The following is a 26801-nucleotide window of genomic DNA, read 5'->3' as shown; positions in this document are numbered from 1 at the left end:
CTCCTAGTTAGGCGAGTATCTCCGCCTTCCGCGGATTGGTTTCGGGGTCGGTGTCGGCGCCAAGCACGTCGCCGGAGACGAGGGCGTCCATGAAGGCCGCGGTCTCGGGCGCGTCGAGATCGACGCGGTTGCTGGCGACGGCGCGGTTATAGGCCTTCAGCAGCTGCTTTCTGAGCGGCCTGCCGGTCGCCGGATCGGTGGCGTAGACGAAGTCGGCCAGCGCATCCTGCTCGGCCGCGGTGAAGCGGTCCTCGAAGGCGCTGTAGGCCAGCACGGTCTGGCGTGGCGCCGGGCGCGGGTCGATGACCCAGTCGCCATCGACCTTGCGCCATTGCGCCGGGTCACCACCCAGAGTGTCCTCGACGATCTCGGCATCGGGGTGATCCGCCTGGAACCGCATCACCGCCTGCTCGGCTGTGAGCGCCTCGCCGGCCGTACGCTCGACCACCTCGATCTCGGCGCGGGCGTCGTCGTCGAAGGCGACATATTTGGTGACACGCCCTTCCGCGTCGGTCCCTGTAATGGCGATCAGTCTCATCAGAATTTCCCCGCGAAAAGCTGGCCTTCGGCGCCGGCGTTGTTGAAACTGGCGCCGGCGGACGCCAGCAGCTCGACCCGGTCGAGGACGCCGGAGAGTTCCTTGTGCCCACCACCAGAGAGCAACCAGCCATTGGCTCCCGACATCATGGAATGGCCTGCGACCCACTTGTTGCCGCTCATCCGGAGCAGCATCATCCACCCGCTCCACGCGGGCCCCGACCCAGCCTGATCCAGCACAAACCCGCTGGCGTCCTGGGCATAGGCGCCGGCCGTGGAGCTGTGCCCCGAGACGCTTTGATATCCGCTGCTCTCGACACCGTCGGCATCACCGATCCGCCAAAGCAGGTTGTCACCCGCATTGACTGTCGCTTTGTACAACGCGAGCAGGATGATGTCCGGATCGGTCACGCCGCCGAGGTCGGTGATCACCCCACCCGTCCCGGACGAGAGGTCCAGCCCGCCGCCCCGCGCCAGGCCGCCGCCGCCCAGCGCCGCTACGGCCTGGGCGACGCGGAGCGCCGTCATGCGCTTGGTGTTCTCTGTCCCCGCCTCGGCCTCGGCCTGGCTCGCGATCGTCTGCGCGAGCAGGCCGGTCAGGCTTGCCGCGCTGCCGTCGGCTCTCAGCAGATCGCCGCTGCCGCCAGCGGCGACGCCCAGGACCGCGGCCGTGCCCAGCGCCGTGCCACTGCGATACGGGATCCACGTCGTGCCGTCGAAGCTGGCGATCGTCACCCAGCCATTGTTGGCGGCGTTGCGGACCTTGAGCAGATTGTTGGCCGTATCCAGCCAGCGCATATAGGCGTGCGTCGGGTCCGGCGCGGTCGCGCCGACGCGCCAGCCGGCCCGGGCCGGCAGCGCCGTGTTGGCCGTCTTGTCGATCTCGAAGAGCGGAATGTCGTCGGCGCCGTCATAGAGATAGACCGTCCAGAGCGGATCGGCGGCGTCCGAGATCCAGGTCATGCCGGCAACGACATAGGCCGGCCGGGCGGCGCCCTTGTGCTGGCTGAGCAGCGCGGCGGCGCGGTCGCCGAGAAGCGACGCCAGCGCGCTCCCGCTCGTTGTCTCCGGGTCTATCGAATCAAAGAGGGCCATGCAGATGCTCCATTCCGGGGGTCAGACCGCGACCTCGCCATAGCCGGCGGCCAGATAGTCGAAGGTGCGCGCGATGCCGGTGTCGGCGTCGTCGAAGAAGCGCACGGTGAAGCCGGTCCGGCTCTTCGCCGTGACCTCGAAATAGTCGCCGGTCGCCATGTCCTGGCCCGTCACCTGGATCACCGGCGTCGCCTTGAAGGCCGGGCTGAAGAGCACCGCCTCGCCCGCGGCGTCGGCGGCGATATCGCCTCCGGAGACCACGCGGTCGGGCATGTCGACGGTGACCGACGCCGCCGTGACCCGGGGCGCGATACGGGGCGCCGCCGAGGTGAAGACGATGCGCCACTGGAAGGCGCGCGCGGTGACGTCGCCGATGGCGAGGTCGGTCCAGGCCGACCAGGCGGGCGCGACGGCCGGGTCGTCTTCGGTGGTGCGCATCTGCAGCGTCGCGGAGAACCGGTCCTCGGGCACCACGCCGGCCATGGTCTCGACCTGGCTGAGCGCCAGCCAGTCGGCCAGGTCCTGGCCCGGGTCGCCGGCCAGGAAGGCGACCGCGGCGAGCGTGGCCCACTCGTCCATGTTGAGGCCGAGGTCGACGCCCGTCGCCTCGAGCACGGCCGTGATCCGGCTGGTGTAGACCTCGCCGAGGTCGAGCGTGCCGTCGAACTCGTAGGTCCCGCTGGCCTCGACATCGCCGGCCTCGTCGGTGCCGAGCTGCAGACCGCCGGAGACCTCCTCGACGTCGGTCATCGCGCCCGCCAGTTCCGGGAACTCGTCGATGGTGGCGACGGCGTTCAGCGTCTCCGGCGCCCGGTCGGTGACGATCAGCGCCGGATTGCGGCTCGGCGAGCCCGACAGGTCGACGGCCCGGATCATGTACGTGCCCTTCAGCGAGGGCGCCAGGAACTCGGTGGCCGAGGCCGGGATGAGGCCGGCGATGTCGAGGCCGTCCGACCATTTCGCGGCCGCCACCTTGGCGGTGTGGCGGATGCGGTAGCCCTTCAGGTCGAGGTCGGCGACCGCCGTCCAGGTCAGCCGCGTGCTGGCGCCCACCCGCGTCGCTCGAAAGCCGGTTACGTCCGCCGGCGGCGAGGCCGCGCCCAGCAGGTTGACCTGGAAATCGGCGAAGGCCCCGCGCGAGCCGTCGCGGGCGATCGGCCGGACGCGGAGGTGATGGATGCCAGCCTGGACGTCGCGCAGCGGGAAGGACGGCGAGGAGGTCTCGCCGAGGCGCGCGAAGGACGGCTCGCCCGGACGCTTCAGCAGCCCCTCGTAGAGCCGGACCCGGGCGTCCTGCGAGGGCTCGAAGCTCAGCACCGCCGCGGGCAGCACCGCCGAGCCGGAGAGGTAGAGATACTCCTCGGCCGAGAAGCCGGAGATCTTCGGCAGCGGGCCGGACGGAATCGAGGCCGATGTCGGCGGGTCGAACTTCAGCCCGCCCTCGATGCGGGCGTAGCGGTCGGGATCGTGCTTGACCGCGGAGACGCGGTAGCGGTTCACCGCCTCCTCCTCGATCGCGACGATCTGGCCCTGGACGTCGTTCTCGCCGACCAGCGCCCAGACGGCATTGACCAGCGGCGCCGAGGGCAGATCGTCGCCAAGCGCCAGCGTGTCCGTGGTCGACGCCGCGGTGGCGACCGCGCGCTCGGCCAGGCTGCCGTCGGCCAGGATGACCGAGAGCGTGTAGGCGGTGCCGTCCGAGAGCGTCACCTCGCGGTCGAGCACGACTTCCGAGACGGTGGCCGACTTCACCCGCCCGCCGGCCTCGACCCCGACCTCGGCGGCCTCGCGCAGGCGCACCTTCATGCCCGGCAGGGCGGCCAGATGGTCCAGCGCGGCGGCGTAGGTGTAGGTCGTGTCGGCGGCCTCGTCCTCGATCACCGTCCGGCCCTTGCGCGTGGCCTGGCCGCGGCTCCGGATCCAGAAGGCGTCGAGCTCCATCGGCCGGTAGCCGAAGCGCGCCAGCCGGGCGCGGTCCTCGACCACGGCGATATCGGGGGCGAAGTCCTGGTCCGGGTCGCGGAAGCGCACCAGCACCGTCGAATGCTGCGCCGAGAGCGGCGCCTCCTCGGCCTCGATGCGGCCGTCGATGGTGTTGGCCGGGGCGACGATCTGTACCGGGTCGCCCGGGGCGTCCATCGTCGCCGAAACCACGCCCGGGCCCCAGTAGACCAGGCCGTGCCAGGCCGACGCCACGGTCATCAACCAGGCGATCGCCGCCCGGCGGGTCTTGATCGTGCCGTCGAAGGTCCAGCGCGGCTCGGTACCGCCGAAGCCGTCGTCGACCATGCCGTCGCAGCGCTGCGCGATAGCGTAGAGGTCGAATTTCGAGATCCGCTCGGCGTCGACGAAGCGGCCGAGGCCGACGCGGCCGTCGGTCAGCAGGTCGTAGAACACCCAGGCCGGGTTGTTGGTCCAGTTGCGAACGAAGGTCCCGTCCCAGACGCCGTCATAGGTGCGCGCGAAGGGATCGTAGTTCGACGGCACCTTGACGATCCGGCCCCATACGTCCCAGCTCCGCGTCGGCACGCGGCCGCCGAACTGCTCGGCGTTGACCGTGGTCGCGATGACGTGGCGGCCGGCATAGCTGAGCTTCAGGTCGATGATGCGGGTATAGCTGGAGAAGAAGGTCCGGTTGTTCAGCGCCACCGTCTCGGCGTCGGGCGTGATCCGACGCATGCGGATTTCCCAGGGGCCGGCGCCGGGCAGCTCGACGCGATAGGCCTCGGTGTAGTCGGAGGTGGTCTTCTCGGCGATCGTCGCGCGCACCACCTCGACGAAGTCGCCGCCCGGATCCTTGCGGTCGATGGCGATCTCCACCTCGGCCCCGTGCAGATCGGCGGTCCTGGTGTCCTGTTCGGTCAGCGCCGGCAGGCGCACCTTGACCCGGGCGGCGTCGGCGTCCGGATCGTTGATGGTGCGCACCACCGGCGTGGATTCGGTCACCTCGACGCCGACGCCGACCTCCGTCTCGATCTCGGGGAAGCCCGGGATCGCCTCCTGGTCGGGCAGGCCGACGCGCTCGGCGACGGTGATGCCGGAGAAATTGAGCGAGCCGTCGGCCCCCATCACCGGCGTGCCGTCCAGGAAATAGGACTTCAGCCCGTCGACCAGGCCGCCGTTCTCGCCGTCGCCGATCACGTCCACGATGCGCGCGGTCTCGCGGGCCTGGACGGTGTTCGGGTCCTCCTCGGCGACGACGGTCTGGCCGCCCTTGCCGCCCGCCCCGCCTGCGCCGGAAGCCGGCGGATCGAAGGTGGCATTGCTCTCGAACAGCTCCGCCGGGTCCGGCGGATCGCCGCCCGTCTGGTCGGCGGCCGACTGCTTCGCCAGCAGGTCGATGCGCTCGACGGCGATGCCGGACGAGGCGACGACGGAGCCGGTGCGGCCGGGGCGGCCATAGACCAGCGGGATCACCGCGCCTTCCGCCGAGACGTTGACCGGCTGGTCGAACAGGAAGCTCTCCTGGCGGTCGGCGAGCCGGCCGAGATCGGCCGTCGGCGTCGCCGACATCATCTGGCTGATACCGCCCAGCGCGGTCATGGCGCCGAAAAAGGCGACCTGGCCCAGGCTGATGCCGGTGCCGGCAATGGTCGCGCCGAAGCCTTCGGCGATCGTGGCGCCGATGGTCGCCTCGCTGAGAGACCCGGCCGCGGCAAGGGACGCGCCGCCGGTGAAGAAGGCCGCGCCGATGGCCGCCGCCGCGATCAGCGAGCCGAGGATCAGCTTGCCCGTCCCACCGCGTCCCGCGCCTTCCGCCGCCGGCTGGACGTGCAGGGTCCGCCGGCCCCGGCGGCGCAGCGCCAGCGCCGGCGCGCCGATGGCCCGGTCCGGGGCGTTCCGGTCCCAGGCCAGCCGCCAGACGCCCTTCGTCAGCGCCGCCCAGAAGCCGGGGAGCTGGTGGCCCAGACCCTTCAGCGCCTCGATCGGCGACGGGGCCTGCAAAGAAAAGGGCCCGCCGAAGCGGGCCCCGAGACTGCCGTGCAGGACGATGGTGATGGCGGCCGGCGGGGGCGCCAGCGAGCGCCGGTCGACGATATGCGGGATCGGGGATCCTGCGCGGGCGCCACTGGACCGGCCCGCACCCCCTCCCGGCCTCCCCGAGGATAGGCTCATGGGCGGTCGGGAGGGGGAGCGGCGGGGGGCGGACTCGCGCTCGTCATCGTCAAGCATGATACCTCGCCCAGCGGACGGCGTGACCGCGCCAGCGCGTATAGGGATCGATCCGGCTCAGCATGGCCGGGTCGACCGGCGCGCGGCCGGCGGGGTGATGGACGATGCGCTCGCCGTCCAGGAAGACGGCGGCATGATTGGGCACGGCCGAGCGGATGGCGAAGAGCACGCAGTCGCCGGGCCGGAGCTCGCCCTCGGCGATGTCGCGAAAACCGGCGGCGGCGAAGTGCTCGCGGTAGAGGTCACCACCCGTCCGCCACCACTCCCAGTCGCGCGGCAGGTCCAGCAGCTCGACGCCGCGATGCGCCCGGAACCAGTCGTCGATCAGGGCCTTGCAGTCCCGGACGCCGTGGACGAAGCCCCGGCCGGTGAGCGGCGCTTTCGGGACCTGGCGGCCGAAGACCAGCGGCGGCTCGGCCCCGCTCTCGTGCGCGACGGTGATGATGAAGGGGACGTCCCACTGCTTCTGGCGCGCCATGTCCAGCGCCGAGGGGCAGGCCCAGCCGTCCGGGTGGCTGTGGGCGATCGCCTCGATCGGGCCGGCCTGCCGCGCCGCCGAGATCTCGGCCTGGGCGATGCGGAAGCCGCGCCGCGGATCGTCGGCGATGTTGCGGCAGGGCCGGTAGCGGCCGCCGGCTAAGACGCCGCAGGCTTCCTCGGGCCAGCGCGCCACCGCGTCGGCGCGGATCTCGGCCATGACGTCAGGGGCGAACATCAGATATCGAACCTCCGCAGGCCGGGGAAGCCGCGATAGGGCAGCGCCGCGGTCTGGCCGAAGCGCAGCTTGCAGTCGGTGAGCCGCTTGCCGCAGACATCGTCGGCCGGGTCGGTCACCGCCTCGCCTTCCGCGTCGAACATCGCCGCCCCGGTGAACGGGCACGGGTCGTGAGCGTCGACGACGAAGGCTTCCGAGCCGGCGTCGTAGCGGCGGTAGATGAAGTTGCAGAAGCCCTTCATCGCCGTGCCCGCCGGGATCATCACCCCGGCCTGGTCCAGGCTGTTGGCCAGCTCGAAGGTGAGCGAGGTGCGGGCGTCGCCCGAGACGCGGCGGTTGATCAGATAGACCTCGGGCGGCCAGACCGCCGTCGGGTCCGGATCGTCGCCGTCGTCCAGGTGATCGCGGAAGGTGCGGATGCGGGTGAGCTTCGCCCCGCGCAATCCGTCCAGCGCGCGGACCTCGGCCAGGATCAGTTTGGCCGCGTCCTGCAGCTCGATGCGAGGGCGGCGTTGCTGCCCCCGGGCGGTGCGCCCGAAGCCGCTGGCGCGGCAGGGCACGGGGACGTAGGTCACGCCGCCGAAGACCAGCGACGCGTCCGATTCCGACTGCGCCGTGAAGCGGAACAGCGAGCCGCCGATGGCGGTCGCGTCCAGCTCCCACAGCGTCACCACGCCGGACGGGGCCAGCGACTGTTTCTCGGCGTCGATGCTCACAGCGTAAAGTCCTGCTCGAAGCTGGCGGTGACGTCGTAGCGGCCGTTGCGCAGGCGCTTGCCCGGGTTCCACGAGCGGCAGGTCCATTTGAGCGGGGCGGCGTCGCCGGGCTGGGTCCAGAGGAACGGCTCGACGCCCCGGCGGGCGCGGAGAAACCCGACCAGCGCGTCGCGGTCGGCGGTGGTCAGCTTCGGCCAGACCAGCCGCCAGGCGAGGCGGAGATTGTTGACGCCTTCCGAGACATCCTGGTCGTAGCCGTCGCCGAAGGGCGCGGGCACCACGGCCGCCTCCTCCGAAACCTCGGAGGCGAGGCCGGGCAGCGGCAGGCCGAGGGCGTCGAGATCCGCAATGCTCATCTCAGTAGCCGAACCTGCCGGTGTCGCCGAAGGGCGAGAGCATCCCGCCCGGGCGGAGATTGTCGGCGACCCGTTCGTCGATCATGTTCTCGAACTCCCGGCGCAGGCGGTCGGCGATGGTGTCGGCCAGCTCCCGGTCGCGGCGCGGGTCGCCGCCCTGGCCGCCGCCGATCTGGATCACCGGCGCGAAGACGATGCGCGGGCCGGCGGCGGAAGGCGCCGCGGGTCCGGCGTCGAGCAGGGCGCGGACGCCCAGCGCGCCGTCACGGGTGCGCTCCAGCGGCATGATGGCTTCCGGCCCCGCTTCGCCCATGACACCGATATTGCCCCGGGCCATGGGGAAGAAGGTCGGGCCGTCGACCAGCCCGCCCCGCGAATGCGGGATCACCCGGCCGCCGCTCAGCACCGCGCCGTCCGCGGCGAAGAGACCGATCGAAGAAAGGAAGGGATTGATCAGCCGGGTCGTCGCCTGCTGCGCGGCGATGTCGGCGAAGATGTCGAGGGCGACGTCGCCCAGGCTGGCGAGGTCCAGCTTGCCGGTGCGCACGAAGCCCTTGATCGCGTCCTGCGCGCCCGACATACCGCTCTTGATGGCGTCCTCGGCAACCGAGGCGGCGTCCTCCGCATCGGCCGCCATGTCGCGGAAGGCGCGCTTCACGCCGGACGAGAAGTCGGTGGCGGCGTCGAGGCGCTCCCGCTCCACGTCCTTGCGGATGCGCGCGAGGATCTCCTCGGCCTGCTTCGCGCCCTTGAGCAGGGCCGGCGCATCGGCCAGCAGCTTCTGGCGGCGCTCCTCGGCGGTCGTGTAGCGGTCGATCAGGGCGGCGCGATCCTGCTCGACCTGCTTGAGGCGCTGTTCTTCCTCGGTCATGGACCGCATGGCGGCAACCAGGTCGCGGATCTTCTGCGCCCTGGCGTCCGTATCGGCGGCGCCGAACAAGCCGGCCTGCTGCAGCGACCGGGCCTGGGCGGCGGCGAGTTCGCCCGCCGCGCCCTTGGCCTCCAGCCGCATGACCTGGAGGCGATCCTCCAGCCCCTTGATCACGTCGGCAACCTTGTCGGTCTCGGCCGACGAGTCGACATCGACCCCGGTCCCGCCGCCGGCGACGCTGTCTTCGCGGTCCCTCCGGTCGACGGCCAGTTCGTCGAGGCGGGCCTGCAGATCGGCGCGGCGCGCCATATCCTCGGCGATCTTCTCTTCGAGGACCGCCTGCTGCTTGAGAAGGCGCAGCGTCTGGTCGTTCGAGTTCTGCAGCATCGAACCGCCGCGGCCCTCCAGCACCGCCTCGGCCCGGGCCCTCTCGGCCGGGGAGACGTGGCTGAGCGACGTGGTCACCGCCTCCAGCCGCTCGCGCCAGCGGCCAAGGCGCTGGTCGATATCATCCATCTCGGAGCGGATGCCGGAGGATGACAGCTCGTCGAGATCCCGGAAGAGATCGAGAATATCGTTGATGGCCGCCAGCACCTCGTTCTTCACCTTGACGAAGGTGACGTGCCAATCGGCGAAGAAGACGCCGATCTGGCTCATCAGCGCCCGGTTCTGCTGATCGAGACGGTTCAGCTCGTCGCCCGTGTCGCGCGCCTTCTGGACGATATGGTCCTCGACCACCGCGCCGGTCGCGCGCGCCTGGGCCGCATAGCCCTCCAGTCCCTCGCGGCCCTGGCGCAGCAGGTTGACCAGCGCCGCGCCCTCCGAATCGAAGGCCTTGAAGGCGATGCGGAGCCGTTCCTGTGGCTTCTCCGCGCCGGCGGCGGCGTCGGCCAGGTCGCCCAGGACTTCCGCCGCCGAGCGGCTGTTCCCCTCGGCGTCGCGGATAGCGATGTTGTATTGATCGAGGATCGGCTTCAGCTCGCCCGCGCCCTGCTGCGCCTCCGCCAGGCGGCGGGTGAAGCGCTGCATCGCCAGATCCATGGTCTGGCTGGAGACGCCGACCTGCTCGGCGGCGAAGCGCAGTTCCTGCAGGCTCTCGACCGTGACGCCCAACTTGTCGGCGGTGTTGGCGAGGTCGGAGAACTGGACCACCGCCTCCCGGGCGGCGCGGATCGCCATGTTCATGGCCAGCGCCGCCGTTCCCATGGCCGCGCCGACGCCGAGGCCGGCGGGACCGAGGGCGCCCAGCGCATTGCCGAGGCCACCGGCGCGTCCGGCCAGCGCACCCATGCCGAGCTGCACCCGGCCCGAGGCGGCGTTCAGCGCCAGCAGGGACTTCGACGCCGGCTTCGAGGAACGCTCGATCTTCGCCAGCGCCCGCTGACCGCCGACGCCCAGCTTCTTCAGCCGGTTCTCGACCTTCTCGCCATCCTTCAGACGAAGGCGGATCGTGACGTCGCGTTCAACCATGAGGGGAACTCCGAATGATGGCCGGATTTGCTGAAACCGTAGGTGGTATTAGCTTGCTGGTGATCGTCGTGACGTGGATCGCCGGCGCGTTTGCGGTCGCCTGGGCCGCATCCCAGAGAGGCCGGGACGGCACAAACTGGTTCGGCATCAGCTTGCTGCTGTCGCCCTATTTCACTGTCATGTTGCTGATCGCGGCCGGCGATACCGAGTACCAACGGCAGGAAACCGCTGACCGCATGGCCAAATCAGTTGGTCGCGCCGCGGCGGCGGCGAACAGTGACGGCGCTCGGCGCGACAGGTCGCGCCCCCGACCGACGTCACCAGGATCTTCGAGGGACGATGCAGACGACCCAGCGGCCCGATTCCTCCGAATGGGAGAGAAAGAGCCGCGGCTCTGATCGCGGGCCATGGAGTTCCTACTTGCCATAGCTGGCGTCGTCGCAGCCGGGATCGTCGTCATCATCATCCTTCAGAAGCGGCGACCGCTTCCGACACAGCCAGCATCAGACCCGCCATCGAGGGTGCCCGTCCCGCCCTACTCCGGCAGTTTCGATGCCGGACCCACGCTGCTCGGCAATCTCGATGCCGAATGGGACATCTGGTACGAGGACCGGAATGGCCGGACCTCGAAGCGGCGCATCACCGTCCGCTCGCTGCACGGCGCCAAGTACCCGAAATATGTCCGCGCCTGGTGTCATGGCCGCCGGGACTGGCGGCACTTCAACCTCTACAACGTCCGCAACGCCATCGACGTCGAGACCGGCGAGAAGGTGCCGGTCACCCGCCACCTGATCGACTGGCTCGAAACCCACTAACCCGTCGCCGCCAGCCGAAGCGCCGGAGCGGGCGGCAGGCCCGGCCAGGGCGCGGCGATCTCGTCGAGGAAACGCTCGGCGATGTCGGGATAGCTCAGCAGTTCCGCCACGTTCGCCGCATCAGCCGGGGCGGGTTCGTCGTCGGGGCCGAGCACCCCCTCCCAGTCGAGGATCAGCCGCTGGCCCAGCGCCACGGCCCACATTTCCGCCGCCGCGCCCTCCCGGGCCGGCGGGTCGCAGTGATTGTCGGCCGCCATCGCCGCGGCCAGCCGCGCCGCCGCCAGGTCGCCGGTGGACGCGCGGCGGACCCGGAGCCGCAGCCCGTCGCCGAAATCGATCCACCAGTCCCCGGCAGCGGCGAGACGGATCATGCCGCCCTCCCCTGCAACCGGCAGGCGGTGACCGAACGCCATCGCCGCGCTAGCATGCCGGGCTTCACACGGGGAAAAGGAGAATGACGATGAGCAATGGGTTCCCGCTTCCGGATGTCCACGTCACGGGCGATTCCGCCCAAGCCGTGGCCTACGCCATGATGCTTGCGGTCGGACGGGCTGAAGGCAAGGTCAATGATGACGGCCATCTCAGCGCCGATTTCGAGTGGATTGCTGACAAGTACGCGGCGTTCGCCAAACTCATCGCCAATCCGCGAAGCCGTTAGTCGCCCGCCTCCTGTGATGCCGCCGGCTCCCCCGCCCCATCTTCGCGCGGCGGCGGGGCGCGCTTGACGAGGAAGGCATGGATTTTCTCTGCCTTCTCCAGTTGATCCTCGATCGAGGCGTTGCGGCTGTACTGCATCGCCAATTCGAGGGCTGTCCGTCGGGCAACGAAAGAGCTCATGGTGGCCTCCTAGGCTGTCGTGATTGATCATGCCGCGTCCTCCAGCAGCTTGCACAGCCGCACACCGCGATAGGCCCAGAAGCGCGCACCGCCGCCGCCGCTTCCCCGTCGGACGGTGCCGATCGGGTGCCGGCGACCCAGCCGCATGCCGAAGGCCGTCCGCGACAGCGGCATCTCGCCCCGCGCCCTGGCGAAGGCGCAATAGCTGTCATAGACGGCATTCTTGGGCACCTCCGCGCCGCGCTCGGCGACGATCTCGGTTTCCAGGAATTCGGTACAGGCGTCGTCGCCCGCGTCCGCCACAACCCCCGAGACCGCCTCCGCCGGCGTCGCCGGGAACTGCGGCAGGGGCGAGGTGCGCCAGATGGCGAGGCCGGCGGCGCGGCCGCCGACCATACGCGCCTCCCGCACCAGCCCGATCCAGCCATTGACCTTGTCCATGCCGATGCGGTCCAGCGGGTCGAGGCAATCGGCCGGGTCGTCGTCGGCGGGGGCCGGCGCGGCGATCTCGTAGCGGCCGGTGCGGCGCAGCGCCGGCAGGACTTCGCGCGTGACCCAGTTCTTGAAGCGGTTCGCGACCGTACCCGGCTTGGTCGCGCCGTTGGCGCGGAGGACAAGCGTGTACATGCCGCTCTCGCTGATGATGGTGAGTTCCTGCCGGCCGCCGCGTGCGGGCTGCCCGGGCAGGGTGTCGGAAAAAGCGACACCCTTCTCGTCCTCGTCCAGCCGGCGGGCCGCATCCCGCGAGTTGGAAATCTCCAGCGCCCGGCAGACGTCGACCAGGACGAACCATGGCGCGCCGTCGATCTCGGTCGCCCGGACCATGATCTCCTCGAACTCGAACGTCGCAAGATTCTGCATCATCATTGCGTTGCCTCCGAAGCGTCACATCGACATAATTCATGCAACACTACATGTTGCGCATAAATCATGCAAGGTTCATTTTTACATGTCTATTGATGCCGCTCAGTGCCGCGCAGCTCGTGCGCTACTCAACTGGTCCCGCAACCAACTCGCCACCGATGCAGAAGTTGCGGTGCGCACTATTGTCGATTTCGAGCGCGGTGCCCGGCAGCCGATCCGCTCGACCCTCTCCGCGATCCGCCGCGCCCTCGAAGACGCCGGCGTCGAGTTCATCGACGGCAATGGCTCCGGCCCCGGGGTTCGGTTGAAGAAGGGCTAACCCCCGGATGCTGGCGCCAGAAGGCGGACAACGCAGACGATGCCGCCGGCCAGATCGAGACCGGCGGCGATCAGCGACGCGTTGAATATCCACCCCGCGCGTTTCATGCGCCGCGCATTGTCCGCGATCATCGTGTCGTAATGATCCGCCATGTCGCCCAGCGACTGCTTCAGCGTGCTCGCGTTGCCGATGTCATCTTCCCAGGCGGACGGCTCTGATCCTGGAAAATCGAAACCGATCGCGCGGGCGGACACAACGGCGAGGGTGCCCGCGAAGAGCAGTATCCCCGCAACCCAGACGCCGATCCAGGCCAGCGCCGCGGGGGCCGTTGCCGACTGGAACACGGCCGCCGCGCCGCCCATCAGCAAGGCCGCGATCGTCGCCATGGCCGCAGCGACGCCCAGCGCCCGGCTGTCGGCGGCCAGGGCCGCCTGGAGCTGGGCTTGCAACTTGATCTCGGCCTGCCGGATAATCTCTCGCAGGATTTCGGCGGAGGCCGCGCTGTAGCCGATCTGGTTCATCGTCGATCATCCTATCACAGGAAGGGGAACGCTCGACATGGTCAAGAAGCCAAGCACAGGAACCAAAAGCGGGGATTCAGGCGGTCGCAAGCCCGTCAATGAAGGAACCCGGCGGCCAGCACCACGCCCCCCGAAAAAGCCGAGCGACGCCGGCAAAAAAGGAAAATAACCTCTACCCCTCCCGCGCCTTGATGCGTTCGTTCCAGCCGGCGACCAGGCCGGCCTCGAGTTGAGCCAGCAGGTGGCTGGCGATCGAGGGCTGGACGCCCTCCGCCTCGGCCAGGCGCAGCGCCGCGGCCATGTCGAGGCCGATAGCCGCCGCGCCCATGCCGGCGGTGCGGACCTGGCCCATCAGCCGGTCGGCCAGGGACCAGATCAGTGCGCCTTCTTCCGATCGCGGCTGGCAGGCCCGGTAGGGGCATCGCCGTCCGTTTCCCCCGCGCCGTCCGCCGGCGCAGGGCGATCCGGCTTCGCGGCATCCGGCGCAGTAGTCGGGCCCTCCGCCGAAATGCCAGCGGCCGAGGGCCCGGATGCGTTTCCCTCCGAGAACCGCCGTTCATAGGGCATGCCGTATTCGTCGAGGAAGCGCTCGGCGATATCGTGAAACCTCATCAGCTCGGCGGCGCGCTCGGGCGTCAGCGCCAGCGGCCGGTCCTCGTCGTCGACCACGCCGCGCCAGTCGACGATCGCCGCCCGGGCCAGGGCCTGGACGAAGACCTGCTGCGACAGCCCCTCGATCTCGGCGCGGTCGGTGAGGTCGAGATCCGCGATCGAGCCGCCATGGCTCTCGACGGTCTCGATCGCGGCCAGCGCTTCCGACGCCGCCATGCGCGACGCCGAGCGCGCGGTCTGGTAGGCGCGGGTGTCGCAGGGCCGCACCCGGACCGCGACGCCGTCGCCGAGATCGATCCAGTAGGGTTCGTCGGGCAGGGTCAGTCGGATCATCGCCGCTCCTTTCGTTTCTCTCGCCGCCAGCATCCGGGCCGGCGGGCCGCCCGGTAAGGCCGTAGCCGTTACGCCCCGCGGGCGGCGGATCAGTAGCTGGCGACGGTGTTGAGCAGGGTCGCCTGGGCCGCGTAGCCGTCGGCGCTGTCCAGGGCGGCGGCCCAGGAATAGGTCACCTCGACGCCGTCGGGGCCGTCGACCTCCCGCTTGACCTGCGGCAGGAAGGCCCGGGGCACGTCGATGATGAGCGAGCGGTCGGCGGCGGCGTTGTCGTACTTCATCTGCAGCGCCACCGGGGTTTCGTTCTTGCCCGGCGTCTGGACGTCCGTCGCGGTCGAGAAGCGGACGGTGATGTCGCCGGTCACCGCGACCTCGCCCTCGTCCAGGCCCTCAATCAGGCCGTCGGCGCGGATCGCCTCGATCGCTTCCAGGTTGTTGGCGACCGACATGGACCAGCCCATCAGCGAGCCGATGGCCGAGCCGCCCAGCGTCATCACGCCCCGGCGCTTGAGGAAGGCCTTGGGCACCAGGATGTGATCGGTGGCCGGCGTGGCGTCCTCGGCCGAGCTGGCCTCCGCCTCGTCCTGGGCCACCAGGTCCAGCGTCGCCCAGGCCTGCCCGCCGCGGCCGCTCTCGAAGCTCATGGCGTTCGCCTTGACGCCGGTATGGAGGAAGTGCTTCGCCGTCGCCAGGCGCGCATGGCCGGCGTCGATGGACATGGATGGCAGGGCCTCGGCGCCGAAGGTGAAGACATGGGTATAGTCGCCGACATTGTCGGTGGTGTCGGGCGCGCCGGCCATCAGCTTCAGCCAGAAGCCGATAGCGTCCTGGTCGATGGGCACGCGGACCTGGCCGGAGACCTCCTGGGCCTCGTAATAGGGGTCGTTCATGTCCCGGCCGCCGTGCAGGACGGGCTCCCGGTTGAGCGCTTTCGACTTGCCGAGCGAATAGGCGCCGACGGGCAGCTGGGTGTAGACCCCGCCGCCGGAACCGTCGACCTTGGTCCCGAAGGCGCTCTCGAAAGCGGCGAGGACCTTCAGGCCCAGGCCGCGGGCGCGGATCTCCGACATGGCTTGTCTCCCTTCAACGTTTGAGGGCGCGGCCTATCCGGCCGCCGATGAACTCTGGTAGTCGAGGACCACGGGCAGGCTGACGCCGCGGAGCGGCGTCCCGCCCTCCTCGTCGGCGAGATCCTCGGACTTCGGCGCGCCGGCCTCGGCATATTCGACGGCGCCCGAGAGCGTCGGGTCAGCCTCCAGCGCGGCGGTGATCTTCGAGACCGCCCGATCGGTCGCCGTGGCGCGGGCGGCGGCGGCGTAGCCTTCGACCACCACCACGATCTCGGCACGGTGGCGGAACCAGTAGCGCGGCGGCGAGAGCGAGACTTCCGGATTGCCCGGGTCGCCATCATTGACACTCACCAGCCCGCCGGCCGGGATCCGCTGCCGCCCGGGTTCGTTGCGGCGGACGTCGGCCTCCGGCAGGGCCGCAGCAACGGCGGCAGCGAGTGCCGTGAGGGCGGTCTCGCGAGGGCTCGGATCAGGTTCGGGCACGGCGGCTTTCCTTCTCCCAGTGCTCGACGATCAGCCGCGGCAGCTTCGCGTCCCAGGGCCGCTTGACCCGGTCGAGATCGAGGCGCTTCGGCATGCGGACCGAGGGCTTGAGCACGAACATCGGCACGATCCCCGCGGCCAGGAACTCGTGCGTCCGCCGGCGCCGGCCGGAGCCGAGAAGCCGGCCCTCGGCAAAGGCCAGGTCGCGGACGCGGACCTTGTCCTGCATCTTTTCCTGGGCGAGCCGGACCCGACTGAAGACGATCAGCGTCCCCGACCGGCTGCGCTGCACGAAGGCGTCGTCCAGCTCGTCGATCTGCTTCAGGACCTTGCCGCCGCGCCGGCCGTCCTTGCGGTTGAAGTCGGTCGGGATGGCGAGATAGCGCCCCTGTTTCGGGCGGATGATGCCGCCGGTATCGAAGGCGCCGATGATGGTCCGGGTCGCCGTGCCGCGCGGGAAGACGGCGACGGACATGTCCATCGGCTCCCGCGGGCGGTTGACCCGGAAGACCCAGCGGGTCGCGAACTTGCCCAGGCCCGCCTGGCGGACATGGGCCTTCATATCGTCGCGGAGCCCCTTGCCCGCCTCGCGCATGCCGGCGTTGATCGCCCGGCGGGCCTGGCGAACCTCGGCGGAGACGATCTTCTTCAGGTCGCCCCGGATGGCGGCTTCGAGGCGCATCAGGCGGACGCCACGCGGCCGGCGCGCAGCGGCGCACGCCAGACGAGCCCCAGGGCGTCCCGCCGGGGCGCTTCGGCCAGGGCGTAATATGTCGAGCCGATCTGGAGAACGTCGGCCGCGGCGAGGGCCGGCGCATCCTCGACCGGGATGTCGGCCAGCGGTGCTTCGCGCACCACGCCCAGACCGTAGAGGTCGCCGGAGCTGTCGGGCGTCGACAGCGCGGCGCGAACGGCGAGCGCGGCCCCGGCATCGCCAAGGTCGGGCTCGCCGACACCATCCCAGGCGTCGAGAACGGACGCCGCCGCCGGCCAGACCACAGCCGAGACGCCGATATTCGGGTCCCGGAAGATCGTGGCCATGGCAGCGGCGAAGGCGTCCGTCATCGGTCCCGGGCTCCGGTCAGGTGCGCTTGGCGCGCTGCAGCATCTTCGGGCGGGTCGGATAGAACATCGGGTAGGACGCCATCTCGATCCGCACCCACATGTTCCGGTCCCGGTCCCAGACCGGCCAGGAGTAGAACGGCAGGCCCGGCGTGTTGACGAAGTCGAAGCTCTCCGCCGGCGAGAAGGCGACCTCGAAGGCCCCCGGCGCTTCGACCGGGAAGAACTTGGCCTTGTCGGTGCCGACCGCGACCTTGGAGTTGTCGTCGGTGCCGCGATAGTTCACCCAGGTGATGCCGCCATAGCGGAAGCTCTCGAAGGCGTTGCCCTGGCGGAGGTCCGCCGCCTGCTGCGTCTGCAGATAGGTCTCGCGGACCTCGGAGTGACCGGTGAGATCGTCCCAGAAGGCGTCGCCGCAGAGACCCATGGGATAGGTCCGGCCCTCGATCCAGACGCCCGCCGCCGCCCGGGCCATGGCCCGGACCACCTCGGAGCACTTCTTCCGCACCGCGCCGGAGGCCGGGGACGCGTTGTCGAGATCGAAGTCGATCTCGGACGGCTGAGAGACGCCGAACTCGGTGAAGAAGTTGTAGATCGTCGAGGCGTCGGCATCGGTGACGATGCCCTGGACCGCGCCCAGGCGCATGTTCTCCCAGGTCAGTTCCAGATCGCGCTTCAGCTTCATCTGCCGGCGCGCGACCTCCGCCTCCACCTGCATCAGCTCGGATTCCTGGCCGAAGGCGCGGATGTTCTGGATCTCGGAGGCCTGGATGGTATCACCCCGGGCCAGGCGCACGGTGCGGAAGTCACGGACCTTGCGCAGTTCGCGCTTCTGCTCGGAGATCGGTGCACCGCGCTGATCGGACTGGATCAGAGTGAGCACGCCGTCATAGGACTCGATCTCGAACTTCTCGGTCCGGATCGGCTTCGGCTCGAACAGGCCGAGGTCGCCCAGGAAGGACGGCAGGAACTCCTGCGCGTTGATGGCCGCGGTCATCGAGATCATCGAGAACCCGTCGGCCTTGAAGACATCCATGTCTGCCATGGCAATTCTCCTTGGTTCGCGGACGGGAAGACCGCCGCGTGGTTTCCGTTCGGTGGTGGTGGTGGAAACCCCGGTTCAGGTCCGGGGCAGGCCTAGCGGCCGACGACGCCCTTGAGCGCCAGTTCGGCCAGGCCGGTCGCCTTCTGGCCGGCATTGGCGCCGTCGAACCAGGTGAGCTCTTCCGCGTTCACCTCGGCATCGCGGACGAGAGCGACCGCATCGGCGTCGGCAGAGGTGGCGTCGGCTTCCTCGTAAAGGATCGCCGCCGCCGTCTGGCTGCCGTCGTCATTGGTCGGGTCATAGACGACATACTTGCCCGACCCCTCGGCAACGGTGATGGTGAAGGCGTCGCCGGCGGCGAAGTCGGTGCCGCCGTCGGCGATCGTGAACACCACCTCGCCATCGAACTCCGTGCCGACCTCGGCGACGCCGATCTCGACGCCGTCCGGATCCTCGACCGAGAAGGTGCCGCCATCGGTCGCCGCCTCGATGCAGGTGATGCGGTAGACGCCGGCCTTCACGCCGGCCGCGAACTCGGGATCGCCCAGCGTGATGCCGCCATTGCCGGTGTTGCCGGCGACCGCCGCGGCGGTGAGGTCGGCGGTGTCGACGGCGACCATGCCCAGCACGGTGCCGGCGTAGAGCACGGCGGCGACGGCCGAGGAGATGACGATGGCCTCGCGCGAACGGGCGCCGTTCGCCTCGGAGACGATGAATTCCCCGGCATGCCGGGTCTCGGTTTTCAGGCTCATGACCTGGTTCCTTTCATGCTTCTCGGAATTGCGTGTTTCGGAACGGACCCGCCGGTCCGGCGTTCGGGGTCAGAAGCGGCGGTTGCCCAGCCGCTGGTGTGCCTTCACCAGGCCCTCGCCCGGCTTCGCGGCAGAGGACGGCAGGCCGCCGCCATGGGCGGTGCTGACGCCGGAGGCCGCCTGACGGTCAGCGCGTTCGGCGAGCAGGGTCTGGCGCACCTCGGCGAGGCTTACCTTCGAGGCCAGGAAGGCGCGGGTGCGTTCGGGGCAGCCGGCCAGTTCGCAGGTCTCGGCGATCGCCGTGGCGACGGCGCGGCCGTCGGGCTGGCGGCCCTTCATGTCGACCACCTTGCCCCCGCGTTTCGCGGCGGGCTTGTCGTCGCCGTCCTCGTCCTCGGCAGCGGGGTCCTTCTCCTCGCCGTCCTCGTCATCCTCGGCGGCGCGGTCGTCGGGATCGTCGTCCTCGGCCTTCTTTGCCTTCTCGTCCTCGCGGTCTTCGGCGACCTTTTCCTCGTCGCGGTCCTCGGCCTCGGTGTTGTCTTCCGGGTTGGCCCCGGCGCGGCGCCTGTTGCCCTTCATGGCTGCAGCTCCCTTCGTCATGACGGCGGCCTGAGAGACCGCGGACCCGGGCGCGCCGTCGTCGCCCTTCAGCTGGTCGCGGAAATCGTCCATCGCCTCGGGCGGGCTGGCGACCCGGTCGACCAGACCGGCCTCCAGCGCCTTGGCCGCGGCGAGCGCACGGGATTCGAGCGCCATGACGGCGTCCGTTTTCAGGCCGCGGCGCGGCGCCACGGCCTCGGCGAACAGCCGGTAGAGATCGTCGATCTCCGCCTGCAGCTCGTCGGCCACGCCGTCCGGCAGCGGCTCGTAGGGGTTGCCGTCGACCTTGTGGGCGCCGGCGAAGATCAGCGTGACCTCGATGCCGGCGTCGGCCAGCGCCGCCGAGTAGTCGACGTGCATGGCGACCACGCCGATGGAGCCGGCCATGCCGGTGCGCGGGATCCAGATGTCGTCGCACGCGGCGGCCAGCGCATAGGCTGCTGAGCAGGCCATCTCGGTCAGGATGGCGCGGGTCGGCTTTTCCACCCCGGCGATGCGGTCGGCCAGGTCGAAACAGCCGGCGACCTCACCGCCCGGGCTGTCAATGTCGAGGACGATGCCGCGGACTTCCGGGTCCGCTTCGGCGGCGTCGATCTTGCGCCAGATGCCGTCATAGCCGGTCATGCCCGAATACGGGTCGAGGCCGTTGCGCTGCACCAGCGTGCCGCGCACCGGGATCACGGCGACGCCGTCGGCGAGCTGGAAGATGCGCTGTCGGGCGGCGTCGCCATAGCGGCTGGCGCCGACGCGGACGCGCTCCGCCTTCGCCTCCGCCGTCATCTCGACCGGCCCCAGCACGCCCGCCGGCGTCACCAGCCGGACCACGTCGAGGCGCGGGCCGACGACGCCCATGATGGCGTCGAGCTTGGCCTGGCTGATCAGCAGCGGCGTGTTGAACAGGCGCGCCTGGATGGCGTCCAGGCTGAAGTCCCGGCCGGCGAAATTCATAGCGACACTCCTGTCAGGTCGAGATCGTGCGTTCCTTGAGCACGACGCCGGCGGCGGCATCGCCGCGCCAGTGCGGAATCACCCAGGTCAGTCGCTCCGAACGCGTGTTGCGATCCAGAACGCGGTGATGCCCCATCACCTGGTGACGGCGGACGGGGCCCGCCGCGTCACACGACGCGCCCCTGCTTGTCCCCGACTTCCGCGGCAGGCGCAGGGTCACCTTGTTGAAGCTCAGCAGCGGCGGGCGGCGGGCTTTCATTCGCTTCTTCTGTTGGGCCGGCGAATAGTGCCACCCCGTCCGCTCCACAGCGCCCGGAATACTCAGGAAGGCGCAGGTTGCAATGATAAAGCCGGTGGTCTGAGTGGCCAGTTCTTCATCTTTAAAGTCAATTAATTGAATTTGACCGTCTTCAATACGGCTGAAGTCCATCACTCCGACCAGGCCAACCTCTATCGATCCATCCGGCCCATCCTCGAAGGCGGTGAAATTAACCTCTCGAAACGTTCCTGATGCTTCCAGGAGAACGCCAAACGCACCGTCGCCGGATCGTTTGCCGGTCTCGATCCAGGTACTGGGCGACGGTGCATGGGCATGACGCAGGGCCGCGTCGACACTTTCGTCATCGTGCAATAGCTGGCTCAGAGCGCGGGCAATCGAATCGTCCAGAACGAAGCGCGCCGCGGCCTGCTCCGCATCGCGGGCCACGATCTCACTCAAGCTGCGGTGCGCCGTGACCACATGGTTCCCCTCCCACAAGGGAAGAAGGCGCGACCTGGCCGCTTCGATCTTTTTCGCCCGCAGGGCCTCATATTCATCGAGGCGGCACTCGACAATCCGTTGAGCCAGCGTCGACATCCTACCGCGCCGCCTCGTCGTCTTCCCGCCGGTCCGCCTCGTCCTGCGGGATCTCGGAGCCTTCCGGCCGGGCCTGGGTGAGGCCGGCGCGGGAGACCCGGCGCGGGTCGGTGTCGAGCACCAGGCCGAGACGGTCGGCCCGGTCGTTGTCCGAGCGGATCTCCTGATCGACGACATCGACGTCGCGGCCGAGCTTCGCGACCACGGCCTGGCGGCTGGTGAAGCCGTTGCGGACCGCCGACTGCTCGGCGGCCTGTTCCTTCTGCGGGTCGACCCATTCCCAGCCTTCGGCCATCCACTGCACCCGGAGATGGGCGCGGCGGTTGCCGATGAAGTCGCGGACCTGCAGCTCGCCGGCCATGACGCCGGTATCGATCACGTCGCGCCAGATTGGCCGACAGAGCTGGTGGGCGATGATCTGCTGCTGGTCCATGCGCATGCGGCGGCGCAGCTTCAGCGTGCCGGCCCGGATCGAGGAATAGTTGACCTTGGTCAGGTCGCCGGTGACCTGATCGTAGGAGAGGCCCGCCCCGGCGGCGAAGGCGCGGAGCTGCCAGGTCAGGAACTCGCCATAGGCGCCGCCGACATCGGCGGGCGAGGAGAAGTTCACCTCGTCGCCCGGCTCCAGATAGACCATCGTGCCCGGCGAGATCTCGGTCGCCACCGAGCCGGCGGCGTCGGCCGTGTCGGTCGCCGTTTCCAGCGGCGAGCGGTCCTCCGGGTCGGGCGTGGTGATGAAGGCGGCGAACATGGCCGCCATCTTCTTGCGCACCAGTTCGGCGTCCTCGTAGCCGTCGAGATCGAAGGCCTTCAGCAACACCGGCGCGAGGTTGGGCAAGCCGCGGATCTGGCCGGCGCGGAGCGGCTTGAAGAGATGGATCATCTCGTCCGCCGGGACGCGGACGATCTCACCCGCATGGGCCTCGATCGAGGCGTCGTTCGGGTGCTCGCGCCAGACGTGATAGGCGACGCGGCGGCCCGACGGGTCGAACTCGACGCCCTGGCGGATGACATTGCCGTTCGGCTCCAGGCGGTCCAGTTCGACGGGCACCTGCTCCGCCTCGATCAGCTGGTACTGCAGCGGCAGCAGCAGGCCGGACGCCGGATCGCGGTCGACACGGCGGACGAAGATCTCGCCGGCCTCGTACATCTCCCGGGCGGCCAGGGCCTGCAGACCGTAGAGATCGAGCCGGCCGTCGGCGTCGGCCTCCGGCGTCCAGTCGGCCCAGAGTTCCTGGGCGGCGTTCTGGAAGTTGCGGTCCGGCGATTTCGACATGGGCTTGACGCCAGAGCCGATGCACTCGGAGGCCTGGGTCAAGATCGCCGAGGCGGCCCAGGGGTTGTTGCGCACCATCTGGCGGGTCTTGCGGCGCATCTCGTGGACGCTCGCCCGGGCGACGGCGTTCGGGCCGGAGGCAGACGCCATCCAGCCCTGCAGCCGGCCCGAGCGCGAGCTGGCATCGTAAGGGCGGGCGAAGTTCGCCTGCATGGCCCTGACGCCGGCGGGCTTGAGCGACTTCAGGCGGGCGCGGGTGCGGGCGACGGACATGGCTCAAAGCCCCTTCGCGGCATAGGGCAGGATGCGGCGGTGACGGGTCGTGGTCCCGATCTGGCGCTTCAGCCGGGCGGCGACGGCTTCCATCTCGGCCAGGCTGCGGTACTCGACGGTCCGCCCGTCATGGGTGACGCGGAGCGCGCCGGTCGCGATCGCCGTCTCGAGGGCGGCGAGGCGGGCCTGGAGTTCGGCGGTCGTGGCCATTGGCTCTAGCGTCCCGTGTTGCGGAAGGAGACGACGCGGGGACCGCGGCGGCGCGGCCGGGTGGATTTCGAAGGCGGCGCGGTGGCTTCGGGCGTGGCAGGGTCGCCGGTCTCCGGCGCGGCCGGCGGCGAAGGCTTCGCGGTGCATCCGGGTTCGGGCGCGCCGTTCATCAGCGCCACCATGTCGCCCTGGTCGGGCCTGGCGTCCCGCTGGCGCGACAGCCCGGTCCAGTCGTCCTCGCTCAGGCGGTCGAGCTTGAGGCGCCAGGCGAGGCCCAGATTGTAGACCCGGCAGTCGTGGAAATGATTCTCGCCGCGGGCGACCCATTCGCGCCGCTTGTGGCCCTTGCGTTCGCTCTCGGCGATGTACTCCGCGGTCAGCTGCTGGAAGTAGCGGCGGTCGAGGAACTGCCCGAAATGGCAGTAGCCTTCCGGATCGGCGTCCTCGCCCTCGGCGCGGCCGGGCTGGCGCAGGAAGCCGTAGAACTTGGCCTTCAGCGCCCAGGTGCCGACCGGCCAGACCTGCAGGCCGCGGCGCTTCTTCTTGCCGGCGGTATTGACGTCCAGCTTCGTCGGCGTGCCGATCGGCGGGGCGGTCCAGCCGGCCACGCCCTTCAGGGCCATGGCCTTGGGCCGGTGGCGGACGAAGGCGTAGACCGCGTTCGTGTTGAAGCCGGAATCGACGCCCATCAGATCCAGCGGGATGGAGCCGCCGGTCGCCATGGGCCAGCGGGCGTTGTAGAGCCGGTCGAGCTCGGTCCAGCACGGGTCGCCCTCACGCGCGGTGTCGCCGGGAATGAAGCGGGCGTCGACGGTCCAGGACCGCTCGCCCCGGCCCCAGGCCACGACCTCGCAGTAGAGCCCGTCGCCCTGGACGTCCACGCCGGCGGTGAGCACCAGGCCGCCATGGGGCACGACGCCGGCCGGGTAGTCGGCGCGCCGCGCGTAGAGCCGCTGCCAGTCCGGCGCGTCGCCCCGCTCCTCCCAGGGGAGCCCTAGCCAGAGGTTCCAGAAGGTCTTCAGTTTCTCGGGGTTCTTGCCCGCCTTCAGGAAGGCGTCGGCAACGTCGTCCCAGCCGACCAGCAGCGAGGTCAGGGTGTCGAGGTGGTAGGACGGATCGCGGCCCGGACCCGGGTTGGCCGCGACCCAGCGTCCGCCGCGGACCATGGCCGCCTTGGCGGAATGCTCGATAACGCAGCCGGCATGGCGGCAGACATAGTGGGCGCGGTGCGGATAGGTCGTCGCGAACTTCAGCCCGTAAGGCGCGTCGCGGCCGCCGAAGACCAGGCGCTGCTCGCCACCGCAGTGGGGGCATCGGATTTCCCAGTAGCGCTGATCGCCGGCCTCGAAGAGGTCGTCGATGCGGCTGGCGCCCTTGATCGTCGGCGTCGAGGTGGCGAAGCGCTTCCAGTCGCCGCTCTCCCGGTAGGCGAGCTGTCGGGCGGCGGCCATTTCGAACGGGTCGCCCTGCCCCGCCAGATCGATCGGCCACTCGTCGACCTCGTCGAGGTTCATGTACTTCCGCGTCTTGGAGCGGAGATCGGCCGCCGAGTTGGCGCCGGTCAGGATGATGGAGCCGCCGGGGAATCGCTTGGTCCGGGCCGTGGAAGAGCGCGAGGACCGCGATCGAGCCTCGACGATCTTACGCCGGAGTGGCTCGGAGGCGACGATCGCCGGGTGCAGTTTCTCGCGGTTGTAGCCGTCGGCGCCGTCCAGCGTCGGCATGACGGTCATGAAGGGCGCCGGGTCGATGTCGGTGACATAGCCCGACCAGGCGATGCCGATGGTCGTCGCGCCGAGCTGCGCCGACTTGCGGAGCGAGATCGCGTTCACGGGACTGTCCGGCGACAGGTGGTCCATGATCTCGGCGAGCTGTGGCGTCAGCGTCGGGTCCCAGAGCTGGCCCTCATAGGGGCCGTCGGGCACGACCAGATTCTTCGCCGCCCAGGCGGACGGCGTGATGCTCTCGGCGGGCGCGATCGTCGACGCCAGCGCGCCCGCTACAATGGCGGCGACGCTGGCCCTGCTCCACGCCTGGCCCTCATTCCACATCGGTCATTCGCCTCCCGGCTCATCGGTGAGCGTGATCTCGGCCGCGATTTCGGCGCGCAGCTGGCGCACCTTCTGGCGCAACATCTGGCGGACTTCCCGCGCGCCGCCACGGCCGGCGACCTCGGCAATCTCGTCGGCGTCCCGGACCAGCCGGTCGAGGTGGCGCGCGATGCGGACGCCCGCCTCCGACATGGCCTCGACGACCATGTCGCGCGGCAGCAGCTGCCCCATGCGCTGTTTGAGCTCGAGCTCGGCCTGCTTGGCCCGGAAGGTCTCGGTCGCGGCTCGGGCGCGGGTATAGTTCATCCCTGCGGAATCGGCGGGCGTGGCCGGCGCCGGACGCGGCGACGGGCCGGGTTCCGGATCCGGGTCCAGGACCGGCGCGGCGGCCGGGGGTGCCTCTTCGTCTGGCGCCGCCTCCGTCGCATAGCCCAGGACCTGATCGGCCTCTGCCGGGTCGATCATCTTCCGCGGGCCGATAGTCCGCAGGCGGCCTTCCTTCGTGAGCTTGTTGATGTACTGCCGGGTCACGCCGCGCGTTTCGGCGTAGCCGGCCTGCGTGACGGGTGCCATATCGACCTGTCCTCCGATGGGGTGACCTAGTCGGCGGCCTCAGGCCTCGCGGCCCGTCCCTCGAAGGTCTCGCCGGTCTGGGCGTGAGTTGCCAGGCCGCCGCTTTCGTCCTGCCAGCGGCGGATGATGACGTCGCAATAGGCCGGGTTGAGCTCCAGGCCGAAGCAGGTCCGACCGGTGAGCTCCGCGGCGATCGGCGTGGTCCCCGAGCCCAGAAACGGGTCGTAGACCTGATCGCCGGGCCCGGTGTGGTTCAGGATCGGGCGGCGCATGGCCTCGACCGGCTTCTGCGTGCCATGGCCGGTCGGCGAGCGCCGGTGCGAGATCTCCCAGACGGTCGCCTGCTTGCGGTCACCCTTCCAGTTGGCCGTGCCGCCCTTGCGGACGGCGTACCAGCAGGGCTCGTGCTTCCAGTGATAGTGGCCGCGCGAGATCACGATCGACGACTTGGCCCAGATGATCTGGGCGCGGGTCTCGAACTTCGCTGCCATCAACGAGGCCTCGACCTCGGAGGCGTGCAGCGCCGAATGCCAGATATAGGCGATATCGCCCGGGAACAGCTCCCAGGCCTCTCGCCAGTCGGCGCGGTCGTCGTTCGAAACTGTACCGACCGCCCTAGACGACTTGGCACCGGCCCGGGCCTTTTCTGGATCGCCCCAGCCGCCGATGCCTTCGGCCCGGTTGCGCCAGTCGGGATCATAGGCGACGCCATAGGGCGGATCGGTGACCATCAGGCCCGGCTTCGCATCGGCCAGGACCTGGGCGACGAAGGCGGCGTCGGTGCTGTCGCCGCAGCCAAGGCGATGCTCGCCCAGCAGCCAGATATCGCCGGGCCGGCTCACCGGGTCCGCTTCGGGCTCCGGCGCATCGTCTTCCGTCTCCGAACCCTGATCGGGCTCCGGTTCGGCCTCGCCGCCGACGGCCTCGTCGAACAGCCCGGCCATGAAGTCCGCATCGAAGCCGAGGCCGTCGAGATCGACCTCGAGCTCGGCCAGCGCCTCCAGCTCGATCCGCAACAGGTCCTCGTCCCAGCCGGCGTGCTCGGCGATGCGGTTATCGGCAAGGATATAGGCGCGGCGCTGTTCTGCGTTCAGGTGGCCCAACGGGACCGTCGGCACCTCGGCGAGGCCCGCCCGCTCCGCCGCCAGCACGCGGCCATGGCCCGCCAGGATGCCGCCCTCGCCGTCGGTCAGCACCGGGGCGTTGAAGCCGTATCGGCGGATGGAGGCCGCGATCATCTCGACCTGGTCGTCGCTATGCGTCCGGGCGTTCCGAGCATAGGGAATCAGTTCGGTGATCGGCGCCATGACGATCTCACGGGCGCCGGCCGGCACCGCAGCAGCCCTCTTCGGCATCGGCCAACCTCGC

At 69.9% G+C, this 26801-nt stretch carries 30 protein-coding genes; 4 read left to right on the top strand and 26 right to left on the bottom strand.

All coding sequences use genetic code 11. From position 1 onward, the window contains the following. Nucleotides 1–7: 7 nt before the first annotated feature. The 7 genes from CWC60_RS06875 to CWC60_RS06845 are packed head-to-tail and all read right to left on the bottom strand — an operon-like array spanning nt 8 to nt 9933. A complete protein-coding gene (locus CWC60_RS06875; protein ID WP_109793244.1) occupies nt 8–538 on the bottom strand; it encodes a hypothetical protein in 531 nt (176 codons plus the stop codon). Then, a complete protein-coding gene (locus CWC60_RS06870; RefSeq protein WP_109793243.1) occupies nt 538–1632 on the bottom strand; it encodes a hypothetical protein in 1095 nt (364 codons plus the stop codon). The genes CWC60_RS06875 and CWC60_RS06870 overlap by 1 nt, the downstream gene beginning before the upstream one ends. A gap of 21 nt (nt 1633–1653) precedes the next feature. Beyond that, the gene (gene gpJ / locus CWC60_RS06865; protein ID WP_109793242.1) at nt 1654–5805 is read right to left on the bottom strand and encodes a TipJ family phage tail tip protein; all 4152 of its coding nucleotides are present in this window, start codon (nt 5803–5805) and stop codon (nt 1654–1656) included. Continuing rightward, on the bottom strand, nt 5798–6520 hold the full coding sequence (locus CWC60_RS06860; RefSeq protein ID WP_109793241.1) for a C40 family peptidase: 723 nt from the start codon (nt 6518–6520) through the stop codon (nt 5798–5800). Before CWC60_RS06860 ends, gpJ begins: the two co-directional genes overlap by 8 nt. Then, complete coding sequence (locus CWC60_RS06855) at nt 6520–7236, bottom strand: phage minor tail protein L (RefSeq protein ID WP_164516415.1); 717 nt, start codon at nt 7234–7236, stop codon at nt 6520–6522. The genes CWC60_RS06860 and CWC60_RS06855 overlap by 1 nt, the downstream gene beginning before the upstream one ends. Continuing rightward, nucleotides 7233–7592 carry a phage tail protein gene (locus CWC60_RS06850; protein WP_109793239.1) on the bottom strand — a complete coding sequence of 120 codons (360 nt, stop codon included), beginning with the start codon at nt 7590–7592 and terminating at the stop codon, nt 7233–7235. The genes CWC60_RS06855 and CWC60_RS06850 overlap by 4 nt, the downstream gene beginning before the upstream one ends. Before the next feature lies 1 nt (nt 7593). Then, the gene (locus CWC60_RS06845) at nt 7594–9933 is read right to left on the bottom strand and encodes a phage tail tape measure protein (RefSeq protein ID WP_109793238.1); all 2340 of its coding nucleotides are present in this window, start codon (nt 9931–9933) and stop codon (nt 7594–7596) included. A 14-nt stretch (nt 9934–9947) separates the two neighbouring features. Here CWC60_RS06845 and CWC60_RS06840 point away from each other — a divergent pair, with 14 nt between their 5' ends. Together CWC60_RS06840 and CWC60_RS06835 are read left to right on the top strand one after the other, a co-directional pair. Continuing rightward, nucleotides 9948–10331 carry a hypothetical protein gene (locus tag CWC60_RS06840; RefSeq protein WP_109793237.1) on the top strand — a complete coding sequence of 128 codons (384 nt, stop codon included), beginning with the start codon at nt 9948–9950 and terminating at the stop codon, nt 10329–10331. A 9-nt stretch (nt 10332–10340) separates the two neighbouring features. Then, the gene (locus tag CWC60_RS06835) at nt 10341–10748 is read left to right on the top strand and encodes a hypothetical protein (RefSeq protein ID WP_109796356.1); all 408 of its coding nucleotides are present in this window, start codon (nt 10341–10343) and stop codon (nt 10746–10748) included. Here CWC60_RS06835 and CWC60_RS06830 read toward each other — a convergent pair. Beyond that, nucleotides 10745–11119: a hypothetical protein gene (locus tag CWC60_RS06830; protein ID WP_109796355.1), complete on the bottom strand. Its 375-nt coding sequence runs from the start codon at nt 11117–11119 to the stop codon at nt 10745–10747. The genes CWC60_RS06835 and CWC60_RS06830 overlap by 4 nt on opposite strands. Before the next feature lie 83 nt (nt 11120–11202). On the opposite strand from CWC60_RS06830, the gene CWC60_RS06825 reads away from it, so the two are divergent. Continuing rightward, a complete protein-coding gene (locus tag CWC60_RS06825; RefSeq protein ID WP_109793234.1) occupies nt 11203–11406 on the top strand; it encodes a hypothetical protein in 204 nt (67 codons plus the stop codon). Here the strand turns inward: CWC60_RS06825 and CWC60_RS23215 are convergent. Then, a complete protein-coding gene (locus CWC60_RS23215; RefSeq protein WP_206419806.1) occupies nt 11403–11549 on the bottom strand; it encodes a hypothetical protein in 147 nt (48 codons plus the stop codon). The genes CWC60_RS06825 and CWC60_RS23215 overlap by 4 nt on opposite strands. A gap of 63 nt (nt 11550–11612) precedes the next feature. Further along, nucleotides 11613–12452 (bottom strand): BRO-N domain-containing protein, encoded by an 840-nt coding sequence (locus tag CWC60_RS06820; RefSeq protein ID WP_206419805.1) that lies wholly within the window; start codon nt 12450–12452, stop codon nt 11613–11615. An 82-nt stretch (nt 12453–12534) separates the two neighbouring features. Between CWC60_RS06820 and CWC60_RS06815 the strand changes: the two genes are divergently transcribed. After that, on the top strand, nt 12535–12768 hold the full coding sequence (locus tag CWC60_RS06815) for a helix-turn-helix domain-containing protein (protein ID WP_109793233.1): 234 nt from the start codon (nt 12535–12537) through the stop codon (nt 12766–12768). On the opposite strand, the gene CWC60_RS06810 is transcribed toward CWC60_RS06815, so the two are convergent. The 16 genes from CWC60_RS06810 to CWC60_RS06735 form a co-directional block, all read right to left on the bottom strand. Continuing rightward, nucleotides 12765–13289, bottom strand: a complete 525-nt coding sequence (locus tag CWC60_RS06810; RefSeq protein WP_109793232.1) for a hypothetical protein — start codon at nt 13287–13289, stop codon at nt 12765–12767. The genes CWC60_RS06815 and CWC60_RS06810 overlap by 4 nt on opposite strands. A gap of 172 nt (nt 13290–13461) precedes the next feature. Continuing rightward, a complete protein-coding gene (locus CWC60_RS06805; RefSeq protein WP_109793231.1) occupies nt 13462–13641 on the bottom strand; it encodes a DUF7697 family protein in 180 nt (59 codons plus the stop codon). A gap of 23 nt (nt 13642–13664) precedes the next feature. Beyond that, nucleotides 13665–14234, bottom strand: a complete 570-nt coding sequence (locus CWC60_RS06800; RefSeq protein WP_109793230.1) for a hypothetical protein — start codon at nt 14232–14234, stop codon at nt 13665–13667. Between the two features lie 89 nt (nt 14235–14323). Next, complete coding sequence (locus CWC60_RS06795) at nt 14324–15304, bottom strand: phage tail tube protein (RefSeq protein WP_109793229.1); 981 nt, start codon at nt 15302–15304, stop codon at nt 14324–14326. A 33-nt stretch (nt 15305–15337) separates the two neighbouring features. After that, a complete protein-coding gene (locus tag CWC60_RS06790) occupies nt 15338–15787 on the bottom strand; it encodes a hypothetical protein (protein ID WP_109793228.1) in 450 nt (149 codons plus the stop codon). Next, on the bottom strand, nt 15774–16469 hold the full coding sequence (locus tag CWC60_RS06785) for a DUF6441 family protein (protein ID WP_109793227.1): 696 nt from the start codon (nt 16467–16469) through the stop codon (nt 15774–15776). Before CWC60_RS06785 ends, CWC60_RS06790 begins: the two co-directional genes overlap by 14 nt. After that, the gene (locus CWC60_RS06780) at nt 16469–16852 is read right to left on the bottom strand and encodes a head-tail joining protein (protein WP_109793226.1); all 384 of its coding nucleotides are present in this window, start codon (nt 16850–16852) and stop codon (nt 16469–16471) included. The genes CWC60_RS06785 and CWC60_RS06780 overlap by 1 nt, the downstream gene beginning before the upstream one ends. A 16-nt stretch (nt 16853–16868) precedes the next feature. Continuing rightward, the gene (locus tag CWC60_RS06775; protein ID WP_109793225.1) at nt 16869–17894 is read right to left on the bottom strand and encodes a major capsid protein; all 1026 of its coding nucleotides are present in this window, start codon (nt 17892–17894) and stop codon (nt 16869–16871) included. A gap of 92 nt (nt 17895–17986) precedes the next feature. After that, nucleotides 17987–18646, bottom strand: a complete 660-nt coding sequence (locus CWC60_RS06770; protein WP_109793224.1) for a head decoration protein — start codon at nt 18644–18646, stop codon at nt 17987–17989. Nucleotides 18647–18715: 69 nt separating this feature from the next. Next, entirely contained in the window at nt 18716–20194 is a 1479-nt protein-coding gene (locus CWC60_RS23865; protein WP_206419804.1) for a S49 family peptidase, read from the bottom strand. Nucleotides 20195–20207: 13 nt separating this feature from the next. Then, entirely contained in the window at nt 20208–21050 is an 843-nt protein-coding gene (locus CWC60_RS06760) for a hypothetical protein (protein WP_109793223.1), read from the bottom strand. A gap of 1 nt (nt 21051) precedes the next feature. Then, nucleotides 21052–22599: a phage portal protein gene (locus CWC60_RS06755; protein WP_109793222.1), complete on the bottom strand. Its 1548-nt coding sequence runs from the start codon at nt 22597–22599 to the stop codon at nt 21052–21054. 3 nt (nt 22600–22602) lie between these two features. Beyond that, nucleotides 22603–22809 carry a phage head-tail joining protein gene (locus CWC60_RS06750; protein ID WP_109793221.1) on the bottom strand — a complete coding sequence of 69 codons (207 nt, stop codon included), beginning with the start codon at nt 22807–22809 and terminating at the stop codon, nt 22603–22605. A 5-nt stretch (nt 22810–22814) separates the two neighbouring features. Continuing rightward, complete coding sequence (locus CWC60_RS06745; protein ID WP_109793220.1) at nt 22815–24860, bottom strand: phage terminase large subunit family protein; 2046 nt, start codon at nt 24858–24860, stop codon at nt 22815–22817. A 3-nt stretch (nt 24861–24863) separates the two neighbouring features. Continuing rightward, the gene (locus tag CWC60_RS06740; protein WP_109793219.1) at nt 24864–25433 is read right to left on the bottom strand and encodes a hypothetical protein; all 570 of its coding nucleotides are present in this window, start codon (nt 25431–25433) and stop codon (nt 24864–24866) included. A 26-nt stretch (nt 25434–25459) separates the two neighbouring features. Then, the gene (locus tag CWC60_RS06735) at nt 25460–26788 is read right to left on the bottom strand and encodes a site-specific DNA-methyltransferase (protein WP_109793218.1); all 1329 of its coding nucleotides are present in this window, start codon (nt 26786–26788) and stop codon (nt 25460–25462) included. Between the last annotated feature and the right edge of the window lie 13 nt (nt 26789–26801).

Origin of the sequence: Minwuia thermotolerans (genome assembly GCF_002924445.1) — a bacterium.
Lineage (GTDB): Bacteria > Pseudomonadota > Alphaproteobacteria > Minwuiales > Minwuiaceae > Minwuia > Minwuia thermotolerans.
This window is presented reverse-complemented; position numbering and strand designations above follow the sequence as displayed.